At 70.7% G+C, this 11,928-nt stretch carries 10 protein-coding genes; 7 read left to right on the forward strand and 3 right to left on the reverse strand.

Annotation, left to right across the window (positions count from 1 at the left end):
• A partial coding sequence (locus Q0Q23_RS18745) for a phosphoglucomutase (RefSeq protein WP_295127869.1) occupies positions 1-1,121 on the reverse strand: 1,121 nt, incomplete at its 3' end.
• Positions 1,122-1,219: 98 nt separating this feature from the next.
• Here Q0Q23_RS18745 and Q0Q23_RS18750 point away from each other — a divergent pair.
• From Q0Q23_RS18750 to Q0Q23_RS18760, 3 genes are read left to right on the forward strand one after another with little or no spacing between them, the layout of a single operon-like run.
• Complete coding sequence (locus Q0Q23_RS18750) at positions 1,220-2,401, forward strand: hypothetical protein (RefSeq protein ID WP_295127872.1); 1,182 nt, start codon at positions 1,220-1,222, stop codon at positions 2,399-2,401.
• 47 nt (positions 2,402-2,448) lie between these two features.
• Entirely contained in the window at positions 2,449-3,441 is a 993-nt protein-coding gene (pheA, locus tag Q0Q23_RS18755) for a prephenate dehydratase (protein WP_295127875.1), read from the forward strand.
• Positions 3,442-3,462: 21 nt separating this feature from the next.
• On the forward strand, positions 3,463-4,179 hold the full coding sequence (locus Q0Q23_RS18760) for a hypothetical protein (protein WP_295127878.1): 717 nt from the start codon (positions 3,463-3,465) through the stop codon (positions 4,177-4,179).
• A gap of 104 nt (positions 4,180-4,283) precedes the next feature.
• On the opposite strand, the gene Q0Q23_RS18765 is transcribed toward Q0Q23_RS18760, so the two are convergent.
• Together Q0Q23_RS18765 and Q0Q23_RS18770 are read right to left on the reverse strand one after the other, a co-directional pair.
• Positions 4,284-5,660, reverse strand: a complete 1,377-nt coding sequence (locus Q0Q23_RS18765; RefSeq protein ID WP_295127881.1) for a hypothetical protein — start codon at positions 5,658-5,660, stop codon at positions 4,284-4,286.
• Positions 5,661-5,799: 139 nt separating this feature from the next.
• Positions 5,800-6,786 carry a diacylglycerol kinase family protein gene (locus Q0Q23_RS18770; protein ID WP_295127884.1) on the reverse strand — a complete coding sequence of 329 codons (987 nt, stop codon included), beginning with the start codon at positions 6,784-6,786 and terminating at the stop codon, positions 5,800-5,802.
• Between the two features lie 35 nt (positions 6,787-6,821).
• Here Q0Q23_RS18770 and serS point away from each other — a divergent pair, with 35 nt between their 5' ends.
• The 4 genes from serS to Q0Q23_RS18790 all read left to right on the forward strand — a co-directional run bounded on the left by serS (position 6,822) and on the right by Q0Q23_RS18790 (position 11,734).
• Positions 6,822-8,087 carry a serine--tRNA ligase gene (serS, locus tag Q0Q23_RS18775; protein ID WP_295127887.1) on the forward strand — a complete coding sequence of 422 codons (1,266 nt, stop codon included), beginning with the start codon at positions 6,822-6,824 and terminating at the stop codon, positions 8,085-8,087.
• On the forward strand, positions 8,084-8,896 hold the full coding sequence (locus tag Q0Q23_RS18780) for an HAD family hydrolase (protein ID WP_295127890.1): 813 nt from the start codon (positions 8,084-8,086) through the stop codon (positions 8,894-8,896). Before serS ends, Q0Q23_RS18780 begins: the two co-directional genes overlap by 4 nt.
• A gap of 132 nt (positions 8,897-9,028) precedes the next feature.
• Positions 9,029-10,300, forward strand: a complete 1,272-nt coding sequence (locus tag Q0Q23_RS18785; RefSeq protein ID WP_295127893.1) for an LCP family protein — start codon at positions 9,029-9,031, stop codon at positions 10,298-10,300.
• A gap of 192 nt (positions 10,301-10,492) precedes the next feature.
• Positions 10,493-11,734, forward strand: a complete 1,242-nt coding sequence (locus Q0Q23_RS18790) for an MFS transporter (RefSeq protein ID WP_295127896.1) — start codon at positions 10,493-10,495, stop codon at positions 11,732-11,734.
• Positions 11,735-11,928: the final 194 nt, after the last annotated feature.

Consider the following 11,928-nt stretch of genomic DNA (forward strand, 5'->3'; position numbering starts at 1 on the left):
AGGCCGGGGACGAACCACTTGAAGCCGACCGGGACCTCCCACAGCCGCCGCCCGATCGACTCGGCGACGCGATCGATGATGGACGACGACACGAGGGTCTTGCCGACCGCCGCGTCCTCCCGCCAGCCGGTGCGCGTGCGGAACAGGTAGTCGATCGCGACCGCGAGGTAGTGGTTGGGGTTCATCAGCCCGCCGTCGGGCGTAACGATCCCGTGGCGGTCGGCGTCGGCGTCGTTGCCGGTGAGGATGTCGAACTCGCCGCTGCGGGCGACGACGGAGGCCATCGCAGACGGGCTCGACGGATCCATTCGGATCTTGCCGTCCCAGTCGAGCGTCATGAAGCTCCAGGTGGGGTCGACCTCCGGGTTCACGACCGTGAGGTCGAGCCCGTACGTGTCGGCGATCGCCTGCCAGTAGTTCACGCTCGCGCCGCCGAGCGGGTCGGCGCCGATGCGGATCCCGCTGCTCTTGATCGCCTCGACATCGATGATGTTCTTCAGGTCGGCCACGTAGTTGCCGCGGAAGTCGTACGTCTCGACGCCGCTCGGCTCGGACATCCGCACGTCGCGCATTCCGTCGGCGATGATCTCGTTGGCGCGCTTCGCGATCCAGCTGGTCGCGTCGGTGTCGGCCGGGCCGCCGTGCGGCGGGTTGTACTTGAACCCGCCGTCGCGGGGCGGGTTGTGGCTGGGCGTGACCACGATTCCGTCGGCCCGGTCGGGGTGGCCGGCCTTGTTGTAGGCGATGATCGCGTGCGACACGGCCGGTGTGGGCACCCAGTCGTCGAACTCGTCCACGAGGACGCGCACCTCGTTGCCGACCAGCACCGAGAGCGCCGTCGTCGTCGCGAACTCGCTGAGCAGGTGGGTGTCGGCGCCGATGAACAGCGGCCCGGTGACCCCCTGCGCGTTGCGGTACTCCACGATCGCCTGTGTCGTCGCCGCGATGTGGTTCTCGTTGAAGGCGGTGTCGAGCGACGAGCCGCGGTGGCCGGAGGTGCCGAACACCACCCGCTGCTCCGGGATGCTCACGTCGGGCTTCAGCTCGTAGTACGCGCGCCGCAGGGCGTCGACGTCGATGAGGTCGGAGGGCTGCGCGGGAGTGCCTGCTCGTTCGTCCATGGGACTACTCTTCCACGGCAGTGAGGATGGGGCGAGGAGTATTCGCAGCCCCCGATGATATTGATGATTGCAGATCGCACGCTACCGTCGGGGGGACCATGTCAGGCCACGATCATGTCGAAACGAGCGTCGGCGCCGTCGACGGCACGCGACCCGCGGCGGAGCCGCGTCGACGCAGACGAAGGCGCATTGCGGCCCTCGTCGTCGTGAGTCTCCTCGTCGTCGCGACCACGGCGACGGTGTTGTTCAAGGCCCTTCCGGCGAGCTCGTACCAACGCCTCGACCGAACCGATCGGACGGCGTTCGACCAGCTCGCCGACGTCTTCTCCGCCTCCGCGGCGCTTCCCGATCGCCTCTGGACCAGCGACTACCGGTATGACCGCCAACCGCTCGTGCTGCTCCGCACCGACGGCGCGAAGAGCCCGCTCTGGCGCTACGCCTACCTCATCAACATGAGCGAGGTCGTCGACACGTCCGGGATGCAGAAGGTGAGCTTCCCCGACCACGCCGCTCTGCGCGACGTCTACGTGAGCAACACATTCGGCCTCGCCACGCCGGGTCTCTGGATGCCCGGCGATTTCACCTGGCTGGACGTCGGCGGCATCGAGGTCCTCGGCTTCAAGTTCCACGACGGGATGCTCGGCGACGATCCGCCGGCGGGTCTGCCTTTCGCGACGTTCGCAATGCACGAGGCCTTCCACGTGGGCAAGCAGGCCGGTTGGAGGTACGACGTCGATGGCGACCCCGCTGTCTTCGACTTCCCGCACACCCCCGAGCACCGTCGGCTTCTGACGGCCGAGTTCGCCATCCTCGACCGCGTGTCGACGGCTGATGCCGCCGAATTCCCGCAGCTGGCGGCCGACCTCGCGGCGATACGTGCCGCGCGGTATCAGACGTGGCCGCAGGTGAAGGCCCAGGACGACGTCGAGGCCATCGAGGGAACGGCAACCTACTTCGAGAGGGCGTACCAGCGGATCGCCGCGCCGGATTCGGCGGAGGCGGGGGTCACGTTCGTCGACTGGCTCGAGTCGGCCTGGCACGAGCCGGTCGACGACTCGGGCCTGACGCGCAACGTCTACTACGCCACCGGTGCACAGCTCGGTCTCCTGCTCGACCGGGTGGCGCCGTCGTGGAAGCGTGACATCGAGCCCTCGCCGAGCGGGCGAGGATGGACGCCGGGCGAGTCGCTCCGGCAGGCCACAGGCGTGACGACCGCACCCGGTGACGCGGCCGTCGCGGAGATCACCGCGCGATACGCTCCGACGCCGGGCGGGAGCTGAGCCGGGCGGCTCTCGGTGAGCTGCCGCGCCTCTATAGGCTAGGGGCCATGTCCAGCGCCCCCGCCGACCCCACCGCCGAGCTGCCCGCCTCCGTCGACGAGGTCTACAGCTTCCTGGGGCCGTCCGGCACCTTCACCGAGGCCGCCCTCGCCCAGGTGCCGGAGGCCCGCGGCAAGAGCTGGCGCGCCGTCAACAACGTGGGCGAGGCGCTCGCCGACGTGGTCGCGGGCCGGAGCGTCGCCGCGATGATCGCCATCGAGAACTCGATCGAGGGTGGTGTCTCGGTGGCGCAGGACGCACTGGCCACCATCCCGGGGCTGCGGATCATCGGCGAGTACCTGGTGCCGGTCGACTTCGTGCTGGTCGCCCGCCCCGGCACCACGCTCGCCCAGGTGCGCACCGTGAACGCGCACCCCGTCGCCTATGCCCAATGCCACCAGTGGCTGGACGCGCACCTCCCCGCGCACGGCCACCTCCCCGCCTCCAGCAACGTCGCCGCCGCGGCGTCGTTGTTCGAGGGCAGCACCGCCGACGCCGCGATCGCCCCGCCGGGGATCGTCGACCACCACGATGTGACCGTGCTCGCCGAGCACATCGGGGACAACCCCAACGCGGTCACGAGGTTCGTGCTGGTGAGCACCTCCCGCAGCGTGCCGGCGCCGACGGGCGCCGACAAGACCAGCCTCATCGCCGAGCTCCCGGACGACCGCCCCGGATCGCTGCTCGACCTCCTCGAACAGTTCTCGACGCGGGGGATCAACCTCAGCCTCATCGAGTCCCGACCGATCGGCGACGCGCTCGGCCGCTACCGGTTCGTCATCGACGCCGACGGCCACGTCCACGACGAGCGCGTCGCGGACGCACTGCTCGGCCTGCGCCGGTTCAGCCCCTCGGTGATCTTCCTGGGGTCGTACCCGCGGGCCGACGGCGTGCGGGTCGAATTCGACCAGCGCTACCGCGACGACGTGTTCACCGAGGCGCGCGAGTGGCTCGGGGCGCTCGTCGACGACACCGGTGCCGGTTCGACGCGCCGCGGGTAAGCTGCCCAGCAGGAGGTCGGGATGATCGTGGACGACGAGCAGAAGGACGCGGCGCGCAGCTTCGATCCCCGCTACGACCCGGCGTTCCAGCGGGGCTACCGGCCGCAGCCCGGCGAGCGTCCGCGCACCCGGGTGCGGACGGCGTCGGCCGCTGCGCCCGACGCGGGAGCCGAACCGGTGCGCGCGCGGCCGCGAACAGACGACGGCGCCCCCGCGGTGGAGGCTGCGGCGCTGTCCGTGGATCCGGTCGCCCTGCCGCCCAGCGCTCCGAGCGCCGCCGAGATGGCGAGCCGCACCGCCGTGGACCTCGGCCAGTCCGCCGACCGTGCCGATCTCGACCGTACTGATTTCGACCGTACTGATTTCGACCGTACTGATCTCGTTCGCGCCTACGCCGTGCCGGCCCCTGGCCTCCTCGACCGGCTCGAGCTGTCGCCGCGTCGCAACCCGCTCATGCTCGCGCTCTGGATCGTCGGTGCCGGGCTCGTGGTGCTGGGAGTCGTGCTCTACTCCGTCTCGGTCAGCCTCTCGTACACGGGCTCGACGCCGTCCACCGACGTCGGTTCGCTCGTGATCTCGCAGCTCGGCTGGATGCTGGCCGGCCCGATGATCACGATCGGGCTCGCGACCCTCGTGGCGCTGCTCTTCCTGACGGCGCTCGCCGGGCGACGCCCGCGGTCCGTCTCGTACGCCGACGAATCCGTCGACGGCCGTCTCGGCGACGACGGCGAGCGGTAGGCCCGACGCGAGGCCTGCGCCGACTCGTCGCACGAGAACGCCGGGAGGGCGCCCGCTTCGCGCGGACGCCCTCCCGGCGTCGATCGGACCGGATCGGTGATCGATCAGGCCTCCACTCGGCGGCGGCCCGTGCAGAGCAGCGCGCCGAGGGCGATGATCGCCGCGCCGGCGAAGGCGGCGCCGGCGATGTCCGTGTCGCGTCCCGTCTCCGCCAGCTCCTCGGCGACGTCGGAGGCATCGGCGCCTGCCGGCCGCGTGGTGTCGACGGGAGCGGCGGCCTGGGGCGCGATCGCGACGCCGCCCTGCGACGGGGTTCCGGGATCGTCCTGCGACGGCATCGGCGCCGGAGCGTGCTCCGGGTCGGGAGCCGGCGCAGGCGCCGGGTCGGGGGCGGGAGCGGCGGGCGCCGGCAAGACCGGGATGCCGTAGTAGCCGCTGCCGACGCCTCCGGTCGCATCGCCGAGCATCGCCGCGAGCGGAGTCGCCGTGACCGGTCCGGTGGACGTGCACGACCAGCTGCCGTCGCCATCCGCCGTCGTCGAGCAGACCTCTGCTCCGTTGCCGTCGAGCACCACGATCGCGGCGCCGGCGGCGCTCAGCCCCGCGCACGTGACGATGCCACCGGCGGCCGACTCGCAGCTGATCCGGCTGGGAAGCGTCGGCAGCGCGACGGGCGGCGACATGGTCCCGGTCCGATCGGTCGACACGGCCGTCGTCGGCAGCTCGGGACCGGGTGAGACGCACATCCACGTGCCGTCGCTCTGCACGGTCGTCTCGCAGACGGTCGTCCCGTCCGCGGTTTCGATGTGCAGCCCTGCGCCGGGTTCGCCCGAGCCGAAGCAGGACACGCTGCCGCTCGGATCGGTGAAGCACGTGATGTCGCTCGGTGCGACGCGGGGGATCTCGCCCACGGCCAGGGTGGCGACTTCGGGGTCCGGGGCGGTGGCGTGCGCGGCGTGCGCGGCGTCGGTGGTGTCCTCGGCGCCCGGGGTGTCTTCGGCGCCCGGGGTGTCTTCGGCGCCCGGGATGTCCTCGGCGCCCGGGATGTCCTCGGCGCCCGGGATGTCTTCGGCCGCAGCGCCCTCCACCTCGCTGGAGTCATCGCCCTCGGCCGACGACTCGGCGTCGCCCCTGCCGGCTTCGCCGGGCTCCTCGCCACCGGTCTCCTCGCCACCGGTCTCGCCGACGCCGGGCTCCTCGCCACCGGGCTCCTCGCCACCGGTCCCGTCCTCCACGAGCCCTGTGGTGCGGTCGTCGGCGGAAGCGATCGTTCCGGACGCGAGCCGCTCGTCGGTGTCGCCGGAAGCGAGCTCGACGCAGCTCGCCGCGGGAGTGCAGGTCTCGTCCGCGTACGCGCCGCCGACTCCGGCGAAGGCGCTCATCCCGGCGATGGCGCCGAGCGTCGCACCGGCCCTCCACCTGAGCATCGTCCTCGGCCCCGATCCCGGCACGCGTGCCGGTGAGATTCGCTGGTTCGTCATGACGTGGTCCCTCTCCTGTTCGACGGAGCGTGTCATGCTGCGTCGAAAATGTCAGTTACAAGCATTACAAGTATTGATGCTGGTGGAGGGCGCCCAGGAGGACAAGATGAAGAGAGGGTGAAAGGTGCTGGGCGGCCGCTCAGCGCGGCACGCGGACGCGCAGGCCCTGCGGGTCCACGGTCAGCACGAGCCCGGTCACGTCGCCGAAGCCGTCGCCGTCGATCTCGAACGGCTCCGGCTCCTCCAGCTGCACGGTGACGGAGCGTCCACGCAGATAGCTCAACCGGGTACGCCCGGCCCGGTCCGTGATGCGGATGATCTTGCGTCCGAGGGCGCTCTTGCGCAGCACCCGGTTCTCCCACGTGATCGTGCGCCAGATCGCCAGCCAGCCGAACACGGTCGCCGGCTGCAGCACCGCGATGTCGAGCAGTCCGTCGTCGATTTCGCTGTCGGGGATCAGCTCGAGATTCCCGGGAAGGGTTCCGCAGTTCGCGAAGAGGATGGTGCTGACGTGCGCCGTGCGCTCGCGGTCGTCGTCGATCCGGAACCGGACGCGCACCTTCTTCGACCGGGGGAGCGCCCGGAACGCCGACTCGACGTAGGCGACCCAGCCCAGCCGCTTCTTGAGCTCCGGCCGGGCTGTCGCGATCATGCGCGCGTCGATCCCCATGCCGGCCATGACCAGGAACGCGTGCTCGGTGCGTTCGCGGCCCGGGCGCTCCGCCACGGCCACACCGATGTCGATGCGACGCGTGACGCCCTCGAACGCGACCGCGCAGGCCTCCTCGAGGTTTCCGTACGGCAGGCCGATGTTGCGGGCCAGGAGGTTGCCCGTGCCGCCGGGGAGCACGCCGAGCGTGGCGTCCTGGTCGCGCAGCGCCTCGGCGACCGCGCGGACCGTCCCGTCGCCGCCCGCGGCGAGCACCAGCTCGGCGCCGCGATCGAGAGCCTGGCGCGCCTGGCCCTGGCCGGCGTCGTCGGGAGTCGTCTCGAGCCAGATGAGGTCGACGTCGCCGATCGCCGCCGCGCGGGCCTCCACGGCCGCCCGCACGCGCGGCACATCGACGCGGACCGGGTTGTAGACGACCGCCACCGTGGTGCCGGGTGACCCCTCCCGATCGCTCACGGGATCACGTTACCCGACGGCGATAAGCTGGGGCGGTGATCGATCCCGTCCTCCTGCGCGAGCATCCCGATGTCGTCCGACGTTCCCAGGAGGCGCGCGGCGACTCCGTGCAGCTCGTCGACGAAGCGCTGCAGGCCGACGTGGAGCGTCGCGCCGCGATCACGGCTTTCGAAGAACTGCGCGCGGAGCAGAACGCCTTCGGCAAGCAGGTGGCGCAGGCGCCCAAGGACCAGAAGCAGGCCCTCGTCGCGCAGGCCCAGCAGCTCGCGGGCCGGGTGAAGGAGGCGCAGCAGGCGGCCAACGCGGCTGAAGCCCGTTTCGACGTCGTGCTCCGCCGTATCGGCAATCCCATCGTCGAAGGCGTCCCGAGCGGCGGCGAGGACGACTACGTGGTGCTCAAAGAGGTCGGCGGCATCCCGGAGTTCGACTTCGAGCCGCGCGACCACCTCGAGCTCGGCGAGCTGCTCGGCGCGATCGACATGGCACGTGGCGCGAAGGTGTCCGGCGCCCGGTTCTCGTTCCTTCGCGGCGTCGGTGCGCGTCTCGAGCTCGCGCTGATGAACATGGCGCTCGACAAGGCCGTGTCGAACGGGTTCGTGCCGATGATCACGCCGACCCTGGTCAAGCCCGAGGTCATGCAGGGCACCGGCTTCCTCGGCTCGCACGCCGACGAGGTCTACCACCTCGGCAACGACGACCTCTATCTCACCGGGACGAGCGAGGTCGCGCTCGCCGGTTACCACGCCGACGAGATCCTCGACGTCGCGGAACCGCTGCGCTACGCCGGCTGGTCCACGTGCTACCGGCGCGAGGCCGGCTCGGCGGGCAAGGATACGCGCGGCATCATCCGCGTGCACCAGTTCAACAAGCTGGAGATGTTCGTCTTCACCCTCCCCGAGAACGCGGAGGCGGAGCACGCCCGGCTGCTGGCGTGGCAGGAGGAGATGATGCAGGCCCTCGGGCTCAGCTACCGCGTCATCGACACCGCCGCGGGCGATCTCGGGTCGAGCGCCGCGCGCAAGTACGACGTGGAGGCCTGGATCCCGACGCAGGGCCGCTACCGCGAGCTCACCTCCACCTCGAACTGCACGACGTTCCAGGCGCGCCGTCTGGAGATCCGGTACCGCACCGAGAGCGGCAAGACCGCGCCGGTCGCCACCCTGAACGGCACCCTGGCGACGACCCGCTGGCTGGTCGCCATCCTCGAGACCCACCAGCGCGCCGACGGATCGGTGCTGGTCCCCGAGGCGCTGCGTCCGTACCTGGGCGGCCTCGACGTGCTGGAGCCGATCGCGTCGTGAGCGCTGCAGCCGAGAGCGACCGCCTGCTGATCGCGCTCGACGTGGACGGCACCCTCATCCACGAGGACGAACGCGTCGGCGACGCCGTCCTGGAGGCCGTGACGCGGGTGCGCGAGGCGGGCCACGAGGTCATGCTGGCGACCGGCCGCAGCTGGGAGACGGCGCGGCCGATCCACGAGAAGTTCGGTCTGACCAGCCGGTTCGTCGTCTGCGCCAACGGTGCGCTCACGATGATGCGCGATGAAACCGTCGAGGGTGGTTATCGACGCGAGTTCATCGAGACGTTCGATCCGACCGAGGTGCTGCGCACCATCCGGCCGCACCTGCCCTCCGGCAGCTTCATGGTCGAGGACCCGACCGGCTTCCGGCGCTACACCGAGGGCATGACCGACTGGGAGCTCGTCAACGCGCAGCAGGTCGAGTTCGACGAGCTCAGCGCACATCCGGCCACCCGCGTCGTCGTCGTCTCGCCGCAGCACGACGAGGAGGAGTTCCTCGCGATCGTCGACCGCATGGGGCTGCAGCGCGTGAGCTACTCCATCGGCTGGACGGCCTGGCTCGACATCTCTCCGGACGGGGTCAGCAAGGCCACGGCGATGGAGCGCGTGCGGCACGCTCTCGACATGCCGGCGTCGCGCCTGGTCGCCGTCGGTGACGGGCGCAACGACCTCGAGCTGCTCCAGTGGGCGGGCGCCGAAGGCCGGAGCGTGGCCATGGGGCAGGCTCCCGACGAGGTCAAGGCGGTTGCGACCGAAGTGACCGGCACGGTCGCCGACGACGGACTCGCCGCCGTTCTGCACTCCCTCTGACGTCGCGGCGACGCGCCGAGTGACCAGGGACTTCTCTGCCCAGACCATTGCCAGGCGGATATGTCAGACTGGGTGATGGTGTGCGCTTTCTCATGCGTCGCCGTTCCGCTGTCGTCCGACGAGAGGGAGTGAATGGACGAGTTGCCCACCCGCGCTCAGGCGCGAGCTCAGGAGAAGTCCGCCGGCCCGTCCGTCGCCCGGCACGGACGCCTCAAGCGGCACCACCCGTTCAAGACGATCGCCGCCCTCCTCGCGGGCGTTCTCGCCGTCGCCGGCATCAGCACCGCCGGCGTCGCGGCCTACGCGGCGTACGACGTTGCGGCCAGCCTCAAGCCCGCCGTCAAGCTCGTCGACTCCAAAGGCAAGGTCGTCACCCCCGGGCTCGGGGCGATGGACGGCGCCTTCAACGTGCTCCTGGCCGGCAGCGACTCCGGCGGCGGCAACGCGGCCTACGGTGAGCGCGGCGAGAACCTCAACGACGTGACGATGCTGCTGCACGTCTCGGCCGATCACAAGAATGCGACCGTCGTCAGCTTCCCGCGTGACATGTACGTCCCCATCCCGTCGTGCCCCGATCCCAAGGGCGGAAGCTTCGACGCGATGAGCCGCCAGAAGATCAACAACAGCCTCAGCTACGGCGGTCTCGCCTGCACCGTGCTCACGGTCGAGAAGCTGACCGGGCTCGACATCCCCTATGCGGGCGTCATCCAGTTCGACGGCGTCATCGAGATGTCGAACGCCGTCGGGGGAGTCCCGGTCTGCGTGGCCGGCGACATCTCCGACCCGTACACCGGGCTAAATGTGAAGGCCGGCGAGAACACCCTGCAGGGCCCGCAGGCTCTCGCCTTCCTCCGCACGCGCCACGGCGTCGGCGACGGCTCCGACCTCGGCCGGATCAGCAATCAGCAGGTGTTCCTGTCGTCGCTCGTGCGCACCATCAAGAGCGCGGACACCCTCGCCAACCCGGTGAAGGTCTATGCCCTCGCCAAGGCGGCGACGAGCAACATCTCCCTGTCGGAGAGCCTCAACAACCCGACCACCATCGCGTCGATGGCCATGGCGCTGAAGAACATCGACGTCGCGAAGGTCGTGTTCGTCCAGTACCCCAACCACTACGAGGGCGACGGTGTGGCTCCCACGAAGGACGCCGCCGCCACGCTGATGCAGGCGCTGCAGAACGACAAGCCTGTCACGCTGACCGGCGACACCGGTGTGGGGTCGGAGGCCGACCCGAATGCGCCGGCGCAGACTCCGGCCACCCAGGCGCCCTCCGACGCGTCGGCGACCTCGCCGGCCGACGGATCGACCCCGGCTCCGACGGATGGCTCGTCGGTCGAGCTCCCGTCGGACGTGCACGGCCAGACGGCGGCGCAGGTCACCTGCTCCAAGCCGTTCCAGGACTGACGGAGCGGTGCTCGCAGCGCTCGACCGCGAGCTACCCGGAATGATCCGCGGTGGTGCACACTTGAAATAACAGGAGGTTCGTCCTCCGACATCGTTCCATCGTGTATCTACCTCGCGCCGGCTCGCCCGGCGGACCAAGGCGGCACTCGCAGCCCGCGGTCCGCCGCGGAACACAGAAGGCCTGAGTCACGCATGACGCGAACCGCACCCGACCGGCAGACGGAGCAGCCGACCACGCTGCTGCGCGCCGCCGGCTTCTCCTACTTCCCTGTCGCCCTGCTGGCGCGCCTGCCGTACGCCATGATGGTCGTCGGCGTGCTGACCCTCGTGGTCTCCGCGCGCGGCGAGCTGTCGCTCGGCGGTCTGACCTCGGCGATGGTCGGCGTCGGCACCGCGATCTTCGGCCCGCTGATCGGCGCGGCGGCCGACCGCATCGGCCAGCGAGGTGTCGTGCTCGCGGCGGGCGTCGCGAACAGTGTCGCGCTGTTGGCGATGGCGTGGGTGGCGTTCAGCGCGTCGCCCGACTTCGTCGTCCTGATCGTGGCGTTCGTGATCGGGGCGACCGCACCGCAGGTCTCACCAATGTCGCGCAGCCGACTGGTGGGCATCATCGCGAACCGGCTGCCCGGTGACCGCCGCGCCGCCGTCCTCAACGGAACGATGGCGTACGAGTCGGCCGCCGACGAGGTGGTCTTCGTCTTCGGCCCGTTCATCGTCGGCCTCCTCGCGACGACGCTGAACCCGGCCGCGCCGATCATCGGCGCTGCCGTGCTCACAGTCGTCTTCGTCTCCGCCTTCGCGCTGCACCGCAGCGGCGGGGGGCGCCCGACCGCCGGCGACGGCCTCCCCGTCCGCCAGGCTCCCGCCCGCGAGCTGCTCCGGCCGGGGCTCGTCGCCGTCACGGTGGGCGTGCTCGGGATGGGCCTGTTCTTCGGGGCGATGCTCACGGCCCTGACTTCGTTCCTGTCCGACTTCGGCCACCCGGAGCAGGCCGGCCTGGTCTACGGCGTGATGGGCGTCGGGTCGGCGGCCCTGGCACTCGGCGTCGCGTGGTTCCCGCTCCGTTTCGCCCTCCGCTGGCGCTGGCTGACCTTCGCCGTCATCCTGGTGGGCTCGACCCTCGCGCTGCCGTTCGCGACGACGGTTCCCGGGGTGGTCCTCGTCCTGCTGATCGCCGGCTTCGGGGTGGGCCCGACGCTGGTCACGCAGTACAGCTTCGGCGCCGAGCGCAGCCCGGTGGGCCGTTCGGCGACGGTGATGACGATGCTCGGTTCGGCGGTCATCGTCGGCCAGTCGGCGTCGTCGGCGCTGGTGGGTGCGTTGGCACAGAGTGCAGGCACGCACGTGGCGATGTTCGCCCCGCTCGTGTCGGCCCTGATCGTGCTGCTCGCCGGTGTCGCGAACGTCTTCCTCACGGGTCGCCGCGCCCGCTGAGCACCGCCACAGTGCCCCGCGTGGGGCCCGCGAGGGCCCCAGGGATTCGTCACGAATGCCGCGATTCGTGCCACGAATGACGACATTCGTGACGAATCCGGGGGCCTGTAGACTGCAACGGCGCCGTTCGCCGGCGCCGGGAGGGCTGTCCGAGCGGCCGATGGAGCCAGTCTTGAAAACTGGTGGGCAGAAAT

It is taken from the genome of uncultured Leifsonia sp., assembly GCF_945957465.1.
Lineage (GTDB): Bacteria > Actinomycetota > Actinomycetes > Actinomycetales > Microbacteriaceae > Leifsonia.

Bases quoted from the DNA above. Each gene is read 5' to 3' on its own strand.
- Q0Q23_RS18785 (WP_295127893.1), top strand. From the start codon at position 9,029: ATGGACGAGTTGCCCACCCGCGCTCAGGCGCGAGCTCAGGAGAAGTCC.
- Q0Q23_RS18750 (WP_295127872.1), top strand. From the start codon at position 1,220: ATGTCAGGCCACGATCATGTCGAAACGAGCGTCGGCGCCGTCGACGGC.
- Q0Q23_RS18790 (WP_295127896.1), top strand. From the start codon at position 10,493: ATGACGCGAACCGCACCCGACCGGCAGACGGAGCAGCCGACCACGCTG.
- Q0Q23_RS18760 (WP_295127878.1), top strand. From the start codon at position 3,463: ATGATCGTGGACGACGAGCAGAAGGACGCGGCGCGCAGCTTCGATCCC.
- pheA (WP_295127875.1), top strand. From the start codon at position 2,449: ATGTCCAGCGCCCCCGCCGACCCCACCGCCGAGCTGCCCGCCTCCGTC.
- Q0Q23_RS18765 (WP_295127881.1), bottom strand. From the start codon at position 5,660: ATGACGAACCAGCGAATCTCACCGGCACGCGTGCCGGGATCGGGGCCG.